The organism is Cryobacterium sp. TMT1-62 (assembly GCF_004403145.1).
In the GTDB taxonomy this organism is placed as follows: Bacteria; Actinomycetota; Actinomycetes; order Actinomycetales; family Microbacteriaceae; genus Cryobacterium; species Cryobacterium sandaracinum.
This window is the reverse complement of sequence record NZ_SOGZ01000042.1, coordinates 38822-57044: the sequence shown is the minus strand read 5'-3', so window position 1 is coordinate 57044 and position 18223 is coordinate 38822. Positions and strand designations below refer to the sequence as shown.

Sequence of the window (18223 nt, the reverse complement as noted above, 5' to 3'; positions counted from 1 at the left end):
GATCTGGCCGAGCCGGCCCGGATAGCCTCGGCCGCGTCAACCGAGAGCGTGCCGGCGGTGACGCCCCGGGCAACCGGCGCCTGCCAGGGCACCCTCGCGGTGAACGCCGCGACGCCGACAGCATCCGCGATGTCGACAGCATCGGCATCGGCGTCGGGCGTCGGGCGTCGAGAGCGTCGAGAGTGCCTCTTCGACCAGCTTGTCGGCCGCCTCGGTGTCGGCCATCATCGTGCCGACCGCGACGAGCTTGTAGGCGTCGCCTTTGGATGAGCCGGTCCAGTTCTGGATCAGGGCCTCGGGCGAGAGGAACCCCTGCTGCGCGGCCAGCCCCGAGTGGCCAAGTTCCGGGCGGGACCGGCGGGCGATGGTTGCGGCCATCAACGCGGCATAGGTGTCGAGCAGACGCCGCGCGCAGGCGATCCGCTTCTGGCCGGCCAAAGCCTCGGCGTCGGGAAGAGTCGCGAGGTCGGCGCTCGAGGAGCCCAGCAGGGCGACGGCGTCGGCCGCCTGCCTGAGGTCATCCGCGAGTTCGTCATGTTATGAGGATAACTTAAGGAGCACACGTAGTCGAGTGTCACTCATCTTTTGTGGATAAAAGTTTCGTATCTTTGTTCAGCAGCACGGCTGTTTGGCCGCGCGGCGCCACCGAGTCAGCGCTGAGCCCGCGGCCTGACCGGCAGCAACGCTCGGTGCCGTGGCGCAGGTTGGGGACGACGGCGGATCCTCTCACGTGCGCCCGCTTTACGGAACGCGTGCCGGGAGGTGCAATGTGGCACGGGAACCCTGATGACTGACTCGCCGGGTCTCGACGGGCTTGACCACCGACGGGGCCGCGACTTCGAGGCGCAGACAGGCCCAGGCCCAGGACTGACGCGGGTCGCCCCGCCGACAGGTCCGCTACCGGCAGGTCTGTGACTTTCGGATGGATCCGTCCGAGTTCTAGCCGACCCAGAAGGGTGCCGTCTCTGTAGGTATCTCGCTGAATCTCCATGGTCTCCTCCGCGCCGTACCGGGCATGCTACTTCGCTGCACTGTTCCTCCGGGCTCGTTGACAGCGGCCCTCGCGGGGACCTAGTATGAAATCGTTTCCATGGAAACGATTCCACGACTACATTGATACCCGCACGAACACGAAGAGGTGAGAGATGGTTGCCATCACGATCAAGGATGTCGCCGCCCTGGCCGGCGTCTCCGTGGCCACGGCCTCCCGGGTCCTGTCCGGCAGCCCGGCCACCTCGCCCGCGGCTCGGGCTGGCGTCGCCGCCGCGGCCGCCCAGCTCGACTACCGGCCCAACGCCCAGGCCCGCGCCCTGCGCAGCACCCACACCGAGTCCATCGGCCTGCTGGTGTCGGATGTGCGCAACCCCTTCTTCGCCGACCTCGCCCACACGGTCGAACAGGCCGCCCTGGCTGCCGGCTATGTCACGCTGCTCGGCAACGCGAATGAGCGCAAGGAACAGCAGGACCGGTACCTGGACACCCTGATCTCCAGGCGAGTGGACGGCATCGTCGTGGCACCGCTCGGGGACGGCAGCGGCAGCATCCGTTCGCTGATCGAACGCAAGATCCCGACCGTCTTCGTGGACCGCACCGTGGACGGCCTCGATGTGCCGAGCGTGACCACGGACAGCGAAACCGGCATCCGCCAGGCTGTTGCACACCTGGCCGCGGCCGGCCACACCCGCATCGGCTACATCTCGGGCCCGCAGGCCATTTCGACCGGCCGGGACCGGTTCGCCGCCTTCACTCGCGCGGTGGCCGAGTTCGGCCTCAGCCAGGACCCCGACTTGGTCTACTTCGGCGACTTCCAGGCCGCCAGTGGCTCGGCCGGCGTGCACGCGCTGCTCGAACTGCGCCAGCCGCCCACCGCCCTGCTCGCCGCCGACAGCCCGATGGCCGTGGGCGCGATCGCCATTCTTCACAAGCGCGGGCTGCGTATCGGCCGGGACGTGGCTTTGATCGCGTTCGACGACATCGAGTGGTTCGCCCTGCTCGACCCGGCGCTCAGCGTCATCTCGCACAGTGTCGAGGACATGGGCCGGATCGCCGTGAAGATGCTGCTCGAGGTCATTGGCGGAGGCACCCCCGAGTCGGTGGTGCTGCCCAGCGAACTGATCATCCGGGCGTCGTCCTCGGCGCCCATCTCAGGAGTGCCCGATTCACCCGCAGCCGTTTCACCCGCATCCGGGCCGAGCCCGAGGAAGAACTGACATGAGTCAACAACCACTGGTCACCCTGCAGAACGTGGGCAAGACCTTCGGACCGGTGACGGTCATCAAAGACGTCACCGTCAGCGTCTACGCCGGCAAGGTGCAGGTGCTGCTGGGCGAGAACGGCGCCGGCAAGTCCACCCTGATCAAGATGATGGCGGGGGTGTACCAGCCGGACGCCGGCCACATCGTGGTGGACGGGCAGACAGTCACCCTGCCCACCACCCGCGCGGCCGAGGAACTCGGCATCGCCACGATCCACCAGGAACTGAACCTCGTTCCCACCATGAGCATCGCCGAGAACGTGATGCTGGGGCGGATGCCCACCAAGCACGGCCTGGTCGACCGCAGCGCCCTGCGCAATCGGGCGCGTGCCGCCCTCGCCCTGATCGGCCTCGACGTCGACGTGGACACCCTGGTCGGCGACCTCGGCATCGCCCGGCAGCAGCTGGTCGAGATCGCCAAGGCGCTCAGCATCAACGCCCGCATCCTGATCCTGGACGAGCCCACCGCGGCACTGACCCGCCACGAGACCGAGAGCCTGTTCGCCGTGATGACCGACCTGCGCCGCCGTGGGGTGGGCATGCTGTTCATCAGCCACCACCTTGACGAGATCGCCGAGGTCGGCGACACCGTGACCGTGCTGCGCGACGGCGAGTTCATCGCCGAGGTGCCGGCCTCCACCCCCGAAGACGACCTCGTGAAGCTGATGGTCGGCCGCAACATCGAAGACCATTTCCCGCGGTCGGCCGGCGACGTGAGCCAGGCGACCGAGATCCTCACGGTCGACAAGCTCACCTCGGCCGGCTCGTTCAGCGACATCAGCTTCAGCGTCAAGGCGGGCGAGGTGCTTGGCATCGCCGGGCTGGTCGGCGCGGGGCGCACCGAACTGATCCGCGCGATCGCAGGCGCCGACCGGTACACCTCCGGCACGGTCGCCGTGCGCGGCCGGCAGCTGCCGAACGGCAGCATCCAGGCGGCAATCGCAGCGGGCATCGGGCACGTGCCCGAAGACCGCAAGGGACAGGGGCTGGTGCTCGACGCATCCGTCAACGACAACCTCGGCTACGCCACGCTCGCCGCCACCGCGAAGCTGGGTCTGGTCGACTTCGCCGGCCAACGCAGCCGGGCCGCCGAGGTGGCCATGAAACTGCGCATCCGGATGCACACCATCGACCAGTCGATCGGCGCACTCTCCGGGGGCAACCAGCAAAAAGCCGTGTTCGGCCGCTGGATCATCGCCGCCTCCACGGTGCTGCTCCTCGACGAGCCCACCCGCGGCGTCGATGTGGGCGCCAAGGTCGAGATCTATGAACTGATGAACGCGATCACGGCGGCCGGGGGAGCGATTCTGATGGTCTCCAGTGAACTGCCCGAGATTCTCGGCATGAGCGACCGCATCCTCGTGATGCGCGACGGCCGGATCGCCGGCGAGCTCACCGCCGCCGAGGCCACCCAAGACGCAGTCATGACACTCGCCGCCCGCGATGTCGACGAGAAGTACGAACAGAGATAGGGAAACCACCATGTCCACCACAACCCTGCCGCTGAAGCGCCGCGGTCTCGACTACAAGAAGTTCCTCGCCAACAACGGCGCCCTCGTCGGCCTCGTCGTTCTCTGCATCGCCCTGTTCATCGCGACTCCCGACTTCCTGACCGCGCAGAACCTGCTCAACATCGGCATCCAGGTGTCCACGGTGGCCGTGCTGGCCTTCGGGATGACCTTCGTCATCGTGGCCGGCGGAATCGACCTCTCGGTGGGTGCCGTGGCGGCCCTGTCGGCCATGTCGTCGGGCTGGATGTTCGCCAGCGCCGGCCTCCCCGGCTGGATCGCCCTCCTGGGTGGTCTGTTCGTCGGAGCCCTGGCCGGCACCATCAACGGTTTGGCCAACGCCTACGGCAAGCTGCCCTCGTTCATCGCCACGCTCGCCATGCTCAGCGTGGCCCGCGGACTGACCCTGGTCATCTCCGACGGCCGTCCGATCTCGACGCCGGCCGAGGTCTCCTTCCTCGGCGGCAACCTGGGCCCGGTGCCGATGCCGATCATCATCCTTGTGCTCGCCGCCCTGGCCGCTTCCTTCCTGCTCAACCGGACTGTCATCGGCCGCTCGATGTACGCGGTCGGCGGCAACGCCGAAGCCGCCCGGCTGTCGGGACTGCCGGTCAAGCGCATCCTGGTCACCGTCTTCGCCCTGGCCGGACTATTCGCCGCACTTGCCGGGCTCCTGCTCGCCGGGCGCCTCGACTCCGCGCAGCCGCAGGCCGCGGCCGGCTACGAACTCGACGCCATCGCGGCCGTCGTGATCGGCGGCGCCTCCCTCGCCGGTGGCCTCGGCAAGATCTCAGGCACCTTCGTCGGTGCCCTCGTGCTCGTAGTCATCCGCAATGGCCTGAACCTGCTCAACGTGACGTCGTTCTGGCAGCAGGTTGTGATCGGACTCGTGATCGCCCTCGCCGTGGGCGTCGACGTGCTCCGCCGCAAGACCCGCAGCAGCTGACCAGGCCGGCGGCCGACATCCGTCACCCCCTCTACCTTTCTCCTCACCCATCAATAACCACAAAGGAATACACAATGAAGTCCTCCTCGTTTCGCAAAATCGCGGCGCTGACCGCTACCGCCGCCCTGATTCTGGTGGGCACTACGGCCTGCGGCCGTGGTGGCGGGTCTGAGGCGTCGGGCACCAAGATCGTGCTGGCCGTCTCCACCCTGAACAACCCGTTCTTCGTGGAACTGCGCGATGGCGCGCAGGCTGCCGCCGACGAGGCCGGCGTGCAGCTGAACATCGTCGACGCCCAGAACGACTCGGCCACGCAGGCCAATCAGCTCGCCACCGCCGCCTCCGGCAGCACCAAGGCCGTCATCGTGAACCCGGTGGACTCCGACGCCGCCTCCTCCGCCGTGAACGACCTCCTCAGCGCGGGTATTCCGGTCATCGGGGTCGACCGCACGGTCAACGGCGCCGACCTGAACTCACTCGTCGCCAGCGACAACGTGGCCGGTGGCCGTCAGGCTGCCGACGCCCTCGCCGAGGCCATGGGCGAAACGGGCAGCGTCATCCACCTGCAGGGTGTCTCCGGCACCTCGGCCAGCCGTGACCGCGGCCAGGGCTTCGAAGAGGGCATGAAGGCCTACCCGAACATCACCGTGGTCGCCAAGCAGACCGCCAACTTCGACCGCGCCGCCGCGCTCGACGTGACCACGAACCTGCTGCAGGCCAACCCCGGCGCGACCGGCCTCTTCGCTGAGAACGATGAAATGGCGCTCGGCGCCATCCAGGCGCTCGGGTCGCGGGCCGGCACCGAGGTCGCGGTCGTCGGCTTCGACGGCACGGCAGACGGACTCGCCGCCATCGAGGCAGGCACCCTGGTTGCCACCATCGCTCAGCAGCCGGCCGAACTCGGCAAGCTCGCCGTTGAACTGGCCATCAAGGCCATCGCCGGCGACACGATCGAGAAGACCGTTCCGGTCGAGGTCGTCTCCGTCACGAAGACGAATGTCGGCGACTTCGCCAAGTGAGTTACTCCGCCAGCACGGTCGTCGTCGTCGGGTCGATCAACGTCGACCAGCTGATCACCATCGAACGCCACCCGCTGCCCGGTGAGACCCTCATCGGAACGTCGATGGAGTTCCTCCCCGGAGGAAAAGGAGCCAACCAGGCCGTCGCGGCTGCCCAGCTGGGCGCCGCGGTGATTATGGTCGGCCTGGTCGGCCGGGATCCGCAGGCCGAGGTCGCGACTGCGATCCTGACCCGCTCCGGAGTGAACTTGTCGAATGTGCGCGCGGTGGACGGCCCGACCGGCCTGGCACTCGTCACGGTCGCCGCCGACGGCGAAAACACCATCGTGATCATCCCCGGCGCCAACGCACTGCTGGGCGCGGAGGCCGTTGAGGCCAGCGCGACCGTCATCGCGGAGGCCGCCGTGGTGGTGCTTCAGGGTGAGATTCCCGCGGAGGGCATCGTGGCGGCAATGCGGCTGGCCACCGGCCGGGTGGTGCTGAACCTGGCGCCCGTGATCGAACTGGATGCCGCGAGCATCCGTCGGGCCGACCCGCTGGTCGTCAACGAGCACGAGGCTGCCCTCGTGCTCGCGCAGCTCGCCCCGAAAATGGTCATCCCCACCGAGGACGCCGAGCTCGTCGCCCGGCTCCTCGACTGGGGCGTTCCCTCGGTCGTGCTCACCCGCGGTGCGAAGGGCGCGATCTGCGCCGACCGGGACGGTACCCACAGTCTGGCGTCGCCACGGGTCGTTGCCGTGGACAGCTCGGGCGCCGGCGACGCATTCGTCGGCGCCCTCAGCGCGCAGCTCGCGGCCGGGTCGAGCCTGTCCGAGTCCGTGCGCCGGGCCGTGCGCGTGGGTGCCTTCGCAGTGCAGTCGCGCGGCACGCAGACGTCGTATCCCTCCCTGGCCGACGAGCTGCCGCTGGTACGCGCATGAAGCGCCGCGGCATCCTGAACGCCGACCTCTCCGGCGCCCTGGCCCGCCTCGGGCACACGGATGTCGTTCTCCTCGCGGACTGCGGCATGCCGATCCCGGCCGGCGTTCCCGTGATCGACCTGGCGCTTGTGCATGGTGTGCCGCGCTTCGAGCAGGTGCTTGACGCCCTGCTCGAGGAGATGGTGTTCCAGCGCTGCGTGGCCGCGGAGGAGGCGAAAACCGCCCCCGCCGGGGTCTGGCTGGCCGACCGGTTCGACGCGATCGAGTACATCAGCCACGCCGAGTTGAAGGACCTGTCGGCCTCGGCGAAGCTATTCATCCGTTCGGGGGAGGCGACGCCGTTCGCGAACGCGGCGCTGGTCTGCGGCGTCTCGTTCTAGACGTCTCGTTCTAGGCGTCTCGTTCCCGAACGAATTGGTTCACACCGAACCCGGTTGAGCTACGGGTGACGGATGCCCCGGCCGGCCAGCACGGCCCGGTAGCCCTCGCGGTAGGTCGGATAGCTGAACGTGAAACCCGTGCCCAGCAGCAGATGGTTGCGGAGGCGTTTGTCGCCTCCGCGCTGGCTGTCCCGCGGGACGGGCCGAGTGGGCGCGGCAGTCGTTGTGCCGGGAGCGCCGGGTGCCTCAGGCTTAGGGGCCGGCAGTCCAAGCTCCTCGGCAAGGAACGCCAGCACCTCACCGCCGCGCACCGGCGCGCTGTCGACGCCGAGATAGAGGGTCGCCGGTGCTTCCTCCCGCAGCATCAGGTGCACGATCGCGGCCGCGGCATCATCCCGGTGGATGCGGTTCGTGTGGCGGGCCGAGGCCGACGCGGTGGTGCGGCCGCTCCGCACCTGGGTGATCAGGCGCTCCCGGCCGGGGCCGTAGATGCCCGACAGGCGGAAGACGACAGCCGCGGGGATGCGGGCGTGCAGCATCCGTTCGGCCTCGAGCAGAATGGCGTCGGTGCCCGGCCGCGGGTTGGCCGGCGTCTGCTCGTCGACCCAGCTCTCGTCGGACACGTCGTAGACGGCGGTCGACGACACCAGCAGCACGCGGCGGGGCGTGACGCCGGCCTCGTCGAGCGCGTCGAGGAGGTTCTGCAGACCGTCCACGTAGGCCGCCCGGTAGACCGCGGGGCTGGGGTTGCCCGCGGCGATCGCCACGATCACGATCTCGGTGTCGGCCGGCACGACCGGCTTGTGCGCGCTGAGGTCGACGGACTGGCCCTCGATACCGGCGGGGAGAACGGCCGCGTTGCGGCGCAACCCCACCACCCGGTGCCCGAGCGCCGCGAAACGCAGGCCCACCTCCGTGCCGAGGTCCCCGCATCCTGCAATGAGTACCTTCATCTCGCTCCTCTTGTCTGCTTCCAACGCTAGCGGCACTCTCTGAACGCTGACAGTCGACGCAGTAGGCTCGGTGGGTGAGCGAATCATTCCGCAGCATGCTGCGTTCCCTGCCGGATTTTCCCGTCGATCTGCCGATTTTCGACCCGGCATCGGCGCCACTCGACCCGGCTGTACTGTTCCGGTCGTGGCTTGATGAGGCCCTCGCGGCGGGGGTTTCCCAGCCGCACGCCTTCAGCCTGGCGACCGTCGGCGCCGAGGGCATGCCGTCGTCGCGCATGCTCATCCTCAAGAATCTCGACGCCGAGGGCTGGCACTTCGCCACCTCGCGGGCGTCGCGCAAGGGCCGGGAGCTGACGGAGCATCCGTTGGCCGCGATGAATTTCTTCTGGTCGGCGCTGGGCCGCCAGGTGCGCGTGGTCGGCCCGGTCGCCGAGTTGTCGACGGATGCCTCGGCGGCCGACTGGTCCGAACGGCCCGGCGCCGACGGATCAGAGAACCCCACCTGGCAGCTGTACGCCCTGCGCCCGGTCGAGGTCGAATTCTGGCAGGCCGACCCCGGCCGCCGGCACGTGCGCCACCGCTACCTGATTCCCGCCGAGGGCTGAGCGCGCTCGGGCTGAGGGGGACTACTTCCAGCGGCGGGCGGACCCGGTGAGGAACTGCACATAGCCGACCAGTGACGCGTAGGAACACAGCACCTGGTCGCCGAGCAGATAGGCCAGGTAGCCGAACCGGTTGCGTCGCATTTCCAGACCGAGCGGACCGAAGACCCGGCGGCTCTGGAACATGCGCAGACTTCCGTAGATCACCAGGGTGATCGGAAGCACGGCCAGCGCCCAGATCGAGACCACGGCCGTGTTGCCGAAGACGGCGAACAGCACGAGGCCGGGCACCCAGAACAGCCCGTGCACTCCTGCATGCGGGTGGGCAGGTTGATGCGGGAGTTGCGCACGAGAACCGCGCCGGCCACGGCAACAGTGTCTGCCGGGGCGGATTCAAGCCGGGAGATCAGGTGGCGCGGGGCCTTCCGGTGCAGCAGCGTGTCCGCGTCGACCGTGATCAGATAGGGCGTGGTCACGTGGGTCAGTGCGGAGTTCAGCGCGTTCGACTTGCCGGGGACAGGTTGCCGCACGACCAGCAGGTCCACGTCGGATTCGATGGCGGCGACGTTGGCGAACCGCGCCGTAGCGTCATCGGAGCCGTTGTCGGCGAGGATCACCGTCACCTCGCCGGCGTAATCGCTCCCGCCGATGCAGCGGATCGCCTGCCGGAGACCGTCCTGCTCGTTTCGGGCGGCCACGATGATGGTCAGGGGGGTGACCGGATCGGGGACCCGGAACGGCGGCTGGCGATCCAGCAGGAGCGACAGGCTCAGAAACGCCACCACGAAGCCAGGCAGGAATGCCACCAGGGAGACGATGATCCACGCCGCCGGTTCGCCGGTCAGGCGGGTCAGGTCCTGGATCCACGGCAGCGAGATCCAAACGGATGCGTCGGTCCAGCTGAGCGCGAACAGAACGGACAGCCAGAACTTCACGGCGACGGAGAGGCAGAGCCGGCGCCCGGGCGTCCGGTGGAGGGCAGCGGGCTCAGCGCACGCTGTCGGCGATGCCGGCGGTGCCGGCGCGGTTGGAGCGCGGGCATGTGAGCCCCAGGTGCGGGCTGTGTGACTCACGGCTGCGGCATCTGTCCCCCGGGTTGTTACTACAAACGTACGCCGCGACGGGCCCGCTGAGGAGTTGCCGAAGACACCAGTTCGGAGAGCTAGAAGTCCTCGTAGGTGAAGGCCTCCTCGGCGAGAAGCTGGGTCCAGGGCTCCGGTCGTTGGGAGCGGACTTGTTGCAGCGTGACGGTCGAGTTCGGGGTGATCAGAAGCGTAGTCAAGAACCCGGCGGAATTGATCACATTGATGAATCCTCCACCGCGCTGCACCGCGTCGGCCACGGAGGTTTTCCATGCTGCCAGGTCATCGTCGGTGTCGACAACGTAACGGTCGCCATTCACGGTCAGACGGTACTCGTTCATGGAAATAGACCCTGTCTCTCAGCGGACCCTGAAGCGCCACGTGGTGGTTCAGCAGAGATCGGACGATGCCCTAAGAATTGGCGTCGGAGAGTAATATATAGCGATCAGTTTGAATTTCAAACTATTTTATGTTGGAAGATGATGCACGTCGTCGATAGGGTGGAGGCGGAAATGTGCCGCAGATCCAGCTGAGTACTTTTCGTTGATGTCGGGAGGAAACCATGTTCAAGGAAAGTGGCTCCGTCCAGGTTCTCGAGGGTGTTGCTGCTGCGGTGGTCGTTCTGCTTCGAGCGCTGGACAAGACGCGTGCCGGGATGGCGGCGAAGGATGGCTTCACGGGTTCTGAGATACGGGTTCTTTTTCGAATTTCGGAAGCGGGCCGGGTGACACCGAAGATTTTGGCCGGTTCCACGGATCTCTCGATGGGTGCGGTCACCGCGATCTCTGACCGGTTGGTCGCCCGGGATGTCGTGCGCCGAGTTGCCAACCCGAATGACCGGCGGAGCCTGTTCCTGGAGCTGACTGCGACGGGCGAGACGCTGATGGATAGCATCTACGGTGATTTTCGTGCACGGATCGGCGAAGCTCAGAGGAAAATGTCGTGTGCTGAACAGGAGCTGCTCGAGGCGCAGCTGCTGAATATCGCTGCGGCGCTCGGCTACGACCTGGAAGAAAGACTTGCTGGAACTCAAATATCGGTCGTGAAGGCTTCTTGAGCCTCCCGTTTCGGACGTGGCGGGGTACGTTCGGAAAATGACTTGGCCACGTTTGAAAAGGAGCAGCAGCGAGAATCGCAGGAGGGATTGCCATGCGTGATCAATTCGCGGTTGCCGAAAAGGCATTGTCCGCTTTGACAGGCAGCGAGTCCCGTCTGTTCGAGCCGTTCCTGGGGGTACTGCCAGTGGATGGCGTGTCAATCTCGACGTTCGGTGACTTTCTCCCTGATGAGACAATCTCGGCGAGCGACGCCCAATCGATGCGGCTGGACGAGCTGCAATTCGATCTGGGCGAGGGTCCGAGTTGGGATGCTCTAGAAACCGGGGCGCCGATCTTCGAGCCGAACATTCGCGAACGACCGAACCGGGTTTGGCCGGCGTTCTCGGAGGCAATCATCGCCGATGATCTGGGCGCGCTTTTTGCTTTTCCTTTGTCGTTGGGGCCGTTGCGCATCGGGGCGATCGACCTGTACACGAGTCGGCCCAGTCATCTCAGTGATCTGAATATCCAGCACACTGCAGCCCTCGCGACCGTCGTCAGCCGGCTCGTTCTCGCCCGTGCCATCCGGCTGTCCCAGAGCGACATTAAGGGTGAAACCGACACGCGCAAACAATTCTCCCGACGTGAGGTGCATCAGGCCACAGGCATGGTGCTGGCCCAACTGGGGATTTCTGCCCTGGACGCCCGTCTGATCATCCAGGGCCATGCCTTCGCCGTCGGCCGATCTGTGCAGGAGATCGCGGAGGAGATCATCGACCGGCGATTGACTTTTGCGGTGAATGAAAACCAGATCGAAGGGTCTCATGATTGATGAAACGAGAGAAGACCGCCTGATCGAAACGTTCGCGACCCTAGCTGACACCCTGGTTGCCGGTTATGACGTGGTGGAGCTCCTCCAGACACTGGTGGAGAGTTGCGCCGGGCTCTTCGATATTGCGGCGGCAGGTATTCTCCTGGCCGACGAAAACGGAGAGCTCGAAGTTGTCGCTTCCACCAGCGAAGCCAGCAGGCTTGTCGAGGTGATGCAACTGAGCGCTCGGGCGGGCCCGTGTGTCGAGTGTTTCATTACCGGGTCGGTCGTGTCCCTGCCGGACGTGGAGGACAGCCCGCTCGCGTGGCGGCGGTTTCGGGACAGTGCCAGGGAGCAGGGTTTTGCTGCGGTCCATGCGATTCCGTTGCGGCTGCGTGAGACTACCATCGGCGCCCTCAACTTGTTGTCCACTGTTCCCGGCGCCCTGCGTCAACAGGATGTGCGCGCGGCCCAGGCGTTGGCCGATGTGGCCACGATCGGGATTCTGCAGGAACGCACGCTCCGAGAAAGCAACTCGGTGCGGGAGCAATTGACGATTGCGCTGAACTCCCGAGTCCTCATCGAGCAAGCCAAAGGCGTGATCTCGCATTCCCGCGGAGTCTCGATGGAGGACGCATTCGCGTTGCTGAGGAATCACGCTCGCAGTAACCACTTGTTGTTGTCCCAGGTTGCTCAGGGGCTGGTCGACCAGACCCTTGTCATCTAGGCGGGAGACCCCCGCGCCTCTCAGAGCGCCTGAATCCTCCCGGAGCGCGAAATTCCCTGCTTGATTTCTGTGACGAACACCCTCTGAAATACGACTACATGTTAAGAGATTCTCGCTGAAGACAGATTCTGTCTCGGCGGGACACGCTCCGATCGCGTCCACTCCATCGATTCTCCTGTGACGCGGCTGAGCGAAGTCGTCCTGACTCTCTGAGGTTCATATCTGTATCAGTAGAGGAGATATCAACATGGCAACATACGATTCATCCGGTCTAAACATGAATCGAAACATCGACGACCACGGCTCCGATGCTGCGGTATCCGCGGGCGATGGGGCGACCAACCGCCACGAGGTCGCCGACCGTGATAAGGCCGTCGGCCGCGACGAGGCCCGCTTCGGCGGGATCAAGTGGGGATCGGCTTTCTTCGGCTGGCTCACCGCCACCGGGACCGCGGTGATCCTCACCGCCCTGTTCGCTGCGGTCGGAGCCGCAGTCGGCCTGGGCGGGGCCGATTCCACAGACCAAGCTGCCGGAACTGCTGCCGAGAACGCCGGCACCATGGCACTGGTCGGAGCGATTGTGCTCGCGGTTGTGGTCTTCGTGTCATATTTCTGCGGCGGCTACGTCGCCGGTCGGATGGCCCGCTTCAACGGAATCAAGCAGGGAATCGCGGTCTGGGTCTGGGCGATCGTGATCGCTGCCGTCGCCGGGATCCTCGGGGTCATTGCCGGCGGTGAACTCAACGTTCTGGGGAACCTGAACAGCTTGCCCAGCATCCCGCTCAATCCGGACGGTCTCACGGCAGGCAGCATCATCACCGCGATCGTCATCGTCCTGATCAGCCTCATCGGCGCAATCGTCGGCGGACTCGCCGGCATGCGGTTCCACCGCCGCGTCGACCGCGAAGCACTCGGCCGCTGACGGCCAGCACCTAACACTCATATCCAACACCTGCACCGGGCGGCTGGGCGGGCGCAGGTCTGCCCAGCCGCTACCGCACTCTCGTACCCAAAATTTTAAACAGAAATGAGACCGCCATGGCGCGCCTGCTGAAGTACATCCCCGTAATCCTGACCGTGGTCACCAAGTACCTGCGCAGCCCGCAGGGGAAGGCCGAGATGCAGAAGGTTCGCACGTCGCGCCGCCGGCCGAAGAACGTCGGCAGTACCCGCCCGGGATACTGAAGAAATCCGTCTGCGCCGCGACCACCGGCCCTGCACCTGGCAGACGCCGCTGACGGTGACGAAAACTGGGAAGAAGCTGAGACAGTCGACAGCGGTCGGCACTGGAGCATCGCCGGCACCACCCCGGTAGGACCGGCCGACGGCTACTGAGTCCTTGATGCGAGGGGCCTGACAGCCGTGAGGGATCGTGGATTTGGGTTCGCGGCGGTTGTCCGCGAGGTCTGGCAGTGACTCTCCTCGAACGAATTCGACGGAGATTCTGCCCAAATCGCCCCCATAGAGCCTGAAATTGCAGTTTTCCGGCAGATTCTCCGTCGAATTGGTTCAACACCGGACACGACGCTCCGCCTGGGCTCAGCCGCGTCCACTCGGTGCAGTCAGCTCTGACTTTCCGGGAGCGACTCCACCAATCGAATAGGGTCCGCTCACCTACGCCTCGGTCACCTGGCCGTTGTCCACCCGCCAGTGCCGGTCCGTGTGCACGTTGGCCAGCATCCGTCGGTCGTGGGTGACCAGCAGCAGCGTGCCCTCGTAGGACTCGAGGGCCTGCTCGAGCTGCTCGATGGCGGCCAGGTCGAGGTGGTTGGTGGGCTCGTCGAGCACCAGTAGATTGATGGCGTGCGCCTGCAGCAGCGCCAGGCCGGCACGGGTGCGCTCGCCGGGGGAGAGGTCCGCGGCCGGACGGTGGACGTGGTCGGCCTTGAGGCCGAATTTTGCGAGCAGGGTGCGCACCTCGGCCGTGGACAGATCGGGCACGAGTTCCTCGAAGCTGGTGGCGAGGTGCCGGGTGCCATCGAGTTGGGCCCGGGCCTGGTCGATTTCGCCAATGCTGACGCTGGCACCGAGGCTGGCCGTGCCGGCATCCGGAACCTGATGCCCCAACAGCGCGCGCAGCAGCGTGGACTTGCCGGCCCCGTTCGGCCCGGTGATGCCGATGCGCTCACCCGCGTTGACCTGCAGCGACACCGGGCCGAGGGTGAAATCGCCCTGGCGGAGCACCGCGTTGCTCAGCGTGGACACCACCGAACTCGAGCGGGGCGCGGACCCGATCGTAAAGTCGAGCTGCCACTCCTTGCGCGGCTCGTCGACCTCCTCGAGGCGCGCGATGCGGCTCTCCAGCTGCCGCACCTTCTGCGCCTGCTTCTCGCTGGACTCGGCGGATGCCTTGCGTCGGATCTTGTCGTTGTCGGGTGCCTTCTTCATGGCGTTCCGCACGCCCTGGCTTGACCATTCGCGTTGGGTGCGGGCCCGGCCCACGAGGTCGGCCTTCTTCTCGGCAAACTCGTCGTAGTGTTCGCGCTTGTGCCGGCGGGACGTTTCGCGCTCCTCCAGGTAGGAGTCGTAGCCGCCGCCGAAGACCCGGTTTGCCCCCTGGACGAGGTCGAGTTCGAGCACGCGCGTCACGCAGCGCGCCAGGAACTCACGGTCGTGGCTGACGAGCACGACGCCGCCGCGGAGGCCGGTGACGAAGGACTCCAGGCGTTCCAGGCCGTCGAGGTCGAGGTCGTTGGTGGGTTCGTCGAGCAGAACGATGTCGAAGCGCGACAGCAGAAGGGCGGCCAGTCCGACCCGCGCGGCCTGCCCGCCGGACAGAGACGTCATCAGGGTGTGCTCGGCGAGCTCGGTGCCGAAAGTGAGACCGAGGCCGGTGAGCACCACGGGCATCCGTTCATCGAGATCGGCGGCGCCGCTGGCCAGCCAGCGCTCGAGGGCGGCCGAGTACACGTCGGCCGGGTCGAGGCCGTCGGGTCGCGGGCTCGGTGATGCATCGCCGAGAGTGGATGCCGCGTCGTCCATCTCGAGGGTCGCCTGGGCGCAGCCGGTGCGCCGGGCGATGTAACCGGCCACGGTCTCACCGGGCACACGCTCGTGCTCCTGCGGCAGGCAGCCGACGAAGGCATCGGCCGGGGCGAGGCTGACGGTGCCGGACTGCGGTTCGGACAGGCCCGCAAGCAAGCTCAACAGCGTGGACTTGCCCGATCCGTTCACACCGACGACACCCACGACGTCGCCGGGCGCGACGGTGAGGTCGAGGGAATCAAAGAGTGTGCGGTGCGCGTACCCGCCGGTCAGGCCCTTGGCCACGAGTGTTGCGGTCATTCGTCTATTTTCTCAGACTGGCACTGCGGTTGCGCGCGTCACGGCGTGCTGCGAAAGTCTTCAAGAAGAGCGGCTCGACGGATGCCGACGGATGCAGACGGCGGCTCAGGCTGGTACCGGTTCCGCCTGCCTACGGGTCCGAGCGGGCGCCTGTGCTCGGGCTCCGGACGGAGCCTGAGCCTGACCCGGAACAACAACGGCCTCAGCGGCAGCCGGCACGAAAGCCTGAGCCGAAGTCGCAGCGGGTGCGAGGGTGAGGATTCGTTCCAGGAGCAGCGTCGCGGCGTTTCGCCGGATGGACAGCACGACCCGGGCCTCGTGCGGATTCTGCCCGGCAGGCCCCGCGGTGACAGGCCCCCCGGCCGCCGCCTCCACCTTGGCGAAGTGGGTCTGGCCGTGGCGCGGGCCGGCGCTCATGTCCACGCAGATGCGCAGGGTCGGCGCCCGCTCGGCCTCAAGAGCGCCGGTTGCGAAGGCCGCGGCGATGGAGGTATGCAGGGCGAAACGCCGCGTGCTGAACTGCGTGCCGCACTGCGTCAGGCAGGTGCCGAGCATGGCGGCCAGTGCCTGCTGGGTCAGCCCCGAGGCCGAGGCGAGTGCCCGCCGGTGGGTCTCGTCGAAGGTGTGCGGCGCCGTCGCGTCGAGCGGGACCACGGTCACCGGCCAGCTGGCCGCGAAGACGTCCGCGGCGGCCGTGGGGTCGGCGGCGATGTTGCCCTCGGCGAATTTGCCGACGTTGCCGGGCGCGAAGACGGCGCCGCCCATGATGGTGACGCGACGCACGAGCCGGGGAAGTTCCGGGTCGAGGTAGAGGGCCTCGGCCAGGTTCGTCAGCGGGCCGACCGCGATGACCTCCAGTTCGCCGGGATACTCGTGCGCCAGCCGGATCAGCAGCTCCGTGGCGCTGTCGTCGACTGGGTGCCGCCGCGAGCGGGGCAGCAGCACGTCCCCGATCCCGTTGCGGCCGTGCATGTGGGCGGTCCCGCGCCGGGAGATCCCGCTGACGGGCTCCCAGACGCCGACCGCGACCGGGATATCGTCACGCCTGGCGGTAGCGAGCAGGCTCAGGGTGTTCACCGCGGCGACGGCCGGGTTGACGCATCCGCTCACCGTGCCGATCCCGACCAGACGGATGCCCGGTGTCGCCAGCAAGAACGCAAGCGCCATCGCATCGTCGATCCCGGTGTCGCAGTCGAGGTAGATCGGGCGGGGGTGGGGAGCCGTCGTGGGAGTCATCGTTGACCATCCGTTCTCATGGTGCTGGTTCAGGGGTTCAGAAGCGGTGCGGGAGTTCATGCGGCGGGGCGCAGAATCAGGGAGGCCAGGAAGGATGCCAGGGTGAGACCCGCGGAGATCCACAGGGCCGTCTGGAAGCCGGCGACCGTGCCCGCGGCCACGACCGGGGCGACGAGGGCGATGCCGATGCCGATGCCGATGCCGAAGCAGGCGCCGTTCAGGCCGGGCAGGGCCCCGCGCGCCTCGGGCGGCGAGTTGAGCACGGAGACGCCGTTGACCGAACTCTGGAACAGGCCGAGGTAGAAGACGCCCATCACGATGAGCAGGCTGAAAACCAGCCAGCGGTCTATCGCGAACACGGCCAGGCCGACCGTGATCAGGGTGATGACGCCGCTGCTCAGCCGCAGCGCGGTGATCCAACCGATCCGCACGGCGATCCAGCCGGAGAAGATCGCCGCGGTGACGCCGACGAACGCGGTCGGGGTGAGGTAGAGCAGCGCCGACATCGAGGCGGAGAGCCCGTAACCCACCTGATTGTTCTGGCTGAGCAAGACCACGGTGAAGTTGAGCGCGGAAAAGACCCCGGCCAGGGTGAGCACCGTGGACAGCAGGAGCGGCCACACCCGGCGGGAACGCAGCGCGTGGATGGGAATGAGCGGCCGTCGGGTGCGCCTCTCAACGAGCACGAAGACGACCGCGCTGACGACCGCCCCGACGAGGTAACTGAGCGTGAGCGGGTCGGCCCAGCCTGACGACGACGCCTGCGAGATCAGGCTCGTGAGCAGCACTAGAAACAGGGACAGGATGCCGGCACCCCACCAGTCCATTGACCCGTCCTGGGTGCGCGGATCATCCTGCGGAATGAAGAGTGCGACGCAACTGATTGCGACCAGCCCGAGGCCGAGGGTGAACACGAAGAGGAACCGCCAGCCGATGGTGTCGGTCACGTAGCCGCCGAGAAAGCCGTCGACGCCGAACAGGCCGCCGTTGACCGAGGTGATAATGCCGACCGAGATGCCGAACAGGCGGCTGTTCAGGCGCTCCGAGAGTAGGAGGAAGGAGATCGTGAAGGTGGCGTTGGACGCGCCCTGCAGCACCCGGCCGAGCAGTAGCAGTGGGAGGCTCGGTGCGAGGGCGCAGATGACGGTGCCGATCAGCAGCAGCGTCAGTACGATCACGAGGCTGCGCTTGCGGCCGAGGAAATCGCTCCAGCGGGAAAAGACCATGCCGAAAACGGCGCCGGAAAGGAAGAACACCGACTGCACCCGGGCGACATCCTGCATGCTCTCGCCCAACTGGGCGCCGACGGCTGGCAAGGCGGCGGAGAGGAGGGTGGCATTCAGCTGGAACGTCAGGATCGCCAGGACCAGCGTGCCGATCAACACTCCGGGAGCCCGGGGAGCGCGGGCGCGCCCCATTACGGGAGCGGCTTCGGAGGAAAGCACGAGCATGACACGACTCCT

20 protein-coding genes are annotated in these 18223 nt (G+C 66.8%); 12 read left to right on the top strand and 8 right to left on the bottom strand.

What is annotated here, in order from left to right:
• Nucleotides 1-36: 36 nt before the first annotated feature.
• The gene (locus E3T34_RS12635) at nucleotides 37-438 is read right to left on the bottom strand and encodes a hypothetical protein (RefSeq protein ID WP_134343184.1); all 402 of its coding nucleotides are present in this window, start codon (nucleotides 436-438) and stop codon (nucleotides 37-39) included.
• A 707-nt stretch (nucleotides 439-1145) separates the two neighbouring features.
• On the opposite strand from E3T34_RS12635, the gene E3T34_RS12630 reads away from it, so the two are divergent.
• The 6 genes from E3T34_RS12630 (at nucleotide 1146) to rbsD (ending at nucleotide 7027) form a co-directional block, all read left to right on the top strand.
• On the top strand, nucleotides 1146-2210 hold the full coding sequence (locus E3T34_RS12630) for a LacI family DNA-binding transcriptional regulator (protein ID WP_104100058.1): 1065 nt from the start codon (nucleotides 1146-1148) through the stop codon (nucleotides 2208-2210).
• 1 nt (nucleotide 2211) lies between these two features.
• Nucleotides 2212-3726, top strand: a complete 1515-nt coding sequence (locus tag E3T34_RS12625; protein WP_134343183.1) for a sugar ABC transporter ATP-binding protein — start codon at nucleotides 2212-2214, stop codon at nucleotides 3724-3726.
• Nucleotides 3727-3736: 10 nt separating this feature from the next.
• Nucleotides 3737-4708: an ABC transporter permease gene (locus E3T34_RS12620; protein ID WP_104100060.1), complete on the top strand. Its 972-nt coding sequence runs from the start codon at nucleotides 3737-3739 to the stop codon at nucleotides 4706-4708.
• Nucleotides 4709-4782: 74 nt separating this feature from the next.
• The gene (locus E3T34_RS12615; protein ID WP_104100061.1) at nucleotides 4783-5727 is read left to right on the top strand and encodes a substrate-binding domain-containing protein; all 945 of its coding nucleotides are present in this window, start codon (nucleotides 4783-4785) and stop codon (nucleotides 5725-5727) included.
• On the top strand, nucleotides 5724-6647 hold the full coding sequence (locus E3T34_RS12610; protein WP_134343182.1) for a ribokinase: 924 nt from the start codon (nucleotides 5724-5726) through the stop codon (nucleotides 6645-6647). The genes E3T34_RS12615 and E3T34_RS12610 overlap by 4 nt, the downstream gene beginning before the upstream one ends.
• Nucleotides 6644-7027: a D-ribose pyranase gene (gene rbsD, locus E3T34_RS12605; RefSeq protein ID WP_104170697.1), complete on the top strand. Its 384-nt coding sequence runs from the start codon at nucleotides 6644-6646 to the stop codon at nucleotides 7025-7027. Before E3T34_RS12610 ends, rbsD begins: the two co-directional genes overlap by 4 nt.
• 59 nt (nucleotides 7028-7086) lie before the next feature.
• On the opposite strand, the gene E3T34_RS12600 is transcribed toward rbsD, so the two are convergent.
• Nucleotides 7087-7980 (bottom strand): NAD-dependent epimerase/dehydratase family protein, encoded by an 894-nt coding sequence (locus E3T34_RS12600; RefSeq protein ID WP_104100064.1) that lies wholly within the window; start codon nucleotides 7978-7980, stop codon nucleotides 7087-7089.
• A gap of 74 nt (nucleotides 7981-8054) precedes the next feature.
• Between E3T34_RS12600 and E3T34_RS12595 the strand changes: the two genes are divergently transcribed.
• Nucleotides 8055-8585 carry a pyridoxal 5'-phosphate synthase gene (locus E3T34_RS12595; RefSeq protein ID WP_104100065.1) on the top strand — a complete coding sequence of 177 codons (531 nt, stop codon included), beginning with the start codon at nucleotides 8055-8057 and terminating at the stop codon, nucleotides 8583-8585.
• Nucleotides 8586-8606: 21 nt separating this feature from the next.
• On the opposite strand, the gene E3T34_RS12590 is transcribed toward E3T34_RS12595, so the two are convergent.
• The 3 genes from E3T34_RS12590 to E3T34_RS15895 all read right to left on the bottom strand — a co-directional run bounded on the left by E3T34_RS12590 (nucleotide 8607) and on the right by E3T34_RS15895 (nucleotide 10005).
• Complete coding sequence (locus E3T34_RS12590) at nucleotides 8607-8807, bottom strand: hypothetical protein (protein WP_134343181.1); 201 nt, start codon at nucleotides 8805-8807, stop codon at nucleotides 8607-8609.
• Nucleotides 8786-9517 (bottom strand): glycosyltransferase family 2 protein, encoded by a 732-nt coding sequence (locus E3T34_RS15900; RefSeq protein WP_166785336.1) that lies wholly within the window; start codon nucleotides 9515-9517, stop codon nucleotides 8786-8788. The genes E3T34_RS12590 and E3T34_RS15900 overlap by 22 nt, the downstream gene beginning before the upstream one ends.
• Nucleotides 9518-9744: 227 nt before the next feature.
• Complete coding sequence (locus tag E3T34_RS15895) at nucleotides 9745-10005, bottom strand: hypothetical protein (RefSeq protein WP_158250226.1); 261 nt, start codon at nucleotides 10003-10005, stop codon at nucleotides 9745-9747.
• Between the two features lie 221 nt (nucleotides 10006-10226).
• Between E3T34_RS15895 and E3T34_RS12580 the strand changes: the two genes are divergently transcribed.
• The 5 genes from E3T34_RS12580 to E3T34_RS15890 all read left to right on the top strand — a co-directional run bounded on the left by E3T34_RS12580 (nucleotide 10227) and on the right by E3T34_RS15890 (nucleotide 13424).
• Nucleotides 10227-10721 carry a MarR family winged helix-turn-helix transcriptional regulator gene (locus E3T34_RS12580; protein ID WP_134343179.1) on the top strand — a complete coding sequence of 165 codons (495 nt, stop codon included), beginning with the start codon at nucleotides 10227-10229 and terminating at the stop codon, nucleotides 10719-10721.
• A gap of 92 nt (nucleotides 10722-10813) precedes the next feature.
• The gene (locus E3T34_RS12575) at nucleotides 10814-11533 is read left to right on the top strand and encodes a GAF and ANTAR domain-containing protein (protein WP_134343178.1); all 720 of its coding nucleotides are present in this window, start codon (nucleotides 10814-10816) and stop codon (nucleotides 11531-11533) included.
• The gene (locus E3T34_RS12570) at nucleotides 11526-12239 is read left to right on the top strand and encodes a GAF and ANTAR domain-containing protein (protein WP_104100070.1); all 714 of its coding nucleotides are present in this window, start codon (nucleotides 11526-11528) and stop codon (nucleotides 12237-12239) included. Before E3T34_RS12575 ends, E3T34_RS12570 begins: the two co-directional genes overlap by 8 nt.
• 277 nt (nucleotides 12240-12516) lie before the next feature.
• Nucleotides 12517-13161 (top strand): hypothetical protein, encoded by a 645-nt coding sequence (locus E3T34_RS12565; protein WP_104100071.1) that lies wholly within the window; start codon nucleotides 12517-12519, stop codon nucleotides 13159-13161.
• A gap of 116 nt (nucleotides 13162-13277) precedes the next feature.
• Nucleotides 13278-13424, top strand: coding sequence for a hypothetical protein (locus E3T34_RS15890; protein ID WP_166785900.1), 147 nt, complete (start codon nucleotides 13278-13280; stop codon nucleotides 13422-13424).
• A gap of 429 nt (nucleotides 13425-13853) precedes the next feature.
• On the opposite strand, the gene E3T34_RS12560 is transcribed toward E3T34_RS15890, so the two are convergent.
• From E3T34_RS12560 to E3T34_RS12550, 3 genes are all read right to left on the bottom strand, one after another.
• Nucleotides 13854-15524, bottom strand: coding sequence for an ABC-F family ATP-binding cassette domain-containing protein (locus E3T34_RS12560; protein WP_134343177.1), 1671 nt, complete (start codon nucleotides 15522-15524; stop codon nucleotides 13854-13856).
• 105 nt (nucleotides 15525-15629) lie between these two features.
• On the bottom strand, nucleotides 15630-16760 hold the full coding sequence (locus tag E3T34_RS12555) for a nucleoside hydrolase (RefSeq protein WP_104100107.1): 1131 nt from the start codon (nucleotides 16758-16760) through the stop codon (nucleotides 15630-15632).
• Nucleotides 16761-16816: 56 nt separating this feature from the next.
• A complete protein-coding gene (locus tag E3T34_RS12550; RefSeq protein WP_104100073.1) occupies nucleotides 16817-18211 on the bottom strand; it encodes an MFS transporter in 1395 nt (464 codons plus the stop codon).
• Nucleotides 18212-18223: the final 12 nt, after the last annotated feature.

Coding starts and splice junctions, on each gene's coding strand:
- E3T34_RS12630 (WP_104100058.1), top strand. CDS start 1,146: ATGGTTGCCATCACGATCAAGGATGTCGCCGCCCTGGCCGGCGTCTCC.
- E3T34_RS12625 (WP_134343183.1), top strand. CDS start 2,212: ATGAGTCAACAACCACTGGTCACCCTGCAGAACGTGGGCAAGACCTTC.
- E3T34_RS12620 (WP_104100060.1), top strand. CDS start 3,737: ATGTCCACCACAACCCTGCCGCTGAAGCGCCGCGGTCTCGACTACAAG.
- E3T34_RS12615 (WP_104100061.1), top strand. CDS start 4,783: ATGAAGTCCTCCTCGTTTCGCAAAATCGCGGCGCTGACCGCTACCGCC.
- rbsD (WP_104170697.1), top strand. CDS start 6,644: ATGAAGCGCCGCGGCATCCTGAACGCCGACCTCTCCGGCGCCCTGGCC.
- E3T34_RS12600 (WP_104100064.1), bottom strand. CDS start 7,980: ATGAAGGTACTCATTGCAGGATGCGGGGACCTCGGCACGGAGGTGGGC.
- E3T34_RS15895 (WP_158250226.1), bottom strand. CDS start 10,005: ATGAACGAGTACCGTCTGACCGTGAATGGCGACCGTTACGTTGTCGAC.
- E3T34_RS12580 (WP_134343179.1), top strand. CDS start 10,227: ATGTTCAAGGAAAGTGGCTCCGTCCAGGTTCTCGAGGGTGTTGCTGCT.
- E3T34_RS12575 (WP_134343178.1), top strand. CDS start 10,814: ATGCGTGATCAATTCGCGGTTGCCGAAAAGGCATTGTCCGCTTTGACA.
- E3T34_RS12570 (WP_104100070.1), top strand. CDS start 11,526: ATGATTGATGAAACGAGAGAAGACCGCCTGATCGAAACGTTCGCGACC.
- E3T34_RS12565 (WP_104100071.1), top strand. CDS start 12,517: ATGAATCGAAACATCGACGACCACGGCTCCGATGCTGCGGTATCCGCG.
- E3T34_RS15890 (WP_166785900.1), top strand. CDS start 13,278: ATGGCGCGCCTGCTGAAGTACATCCCCGTAATCCTGACCGTGGTCACC.
- E3T34_RS12560 (WP_134343177.1), bottom strand. CDS start 15,524: ATGACCGCAACACTCGTGGCCAAGGGCCTGACCGGCGGGTACGCGCAC.
- E3T34_RS12555 (WP_104100107.1), bottom strand. CDS start 16,760: ATGACTCCCACGACGGCTCCCCACCCCCGCCCGATCTACCTCGACTGC.
- E3T34_RS12550 (WP_104100073.1), bottom strand. CDS start 18,211: ATGCTCGTGCTTTCCTCCGAAGCCGCTCCCGTAATGGGGCGCGCCCGC.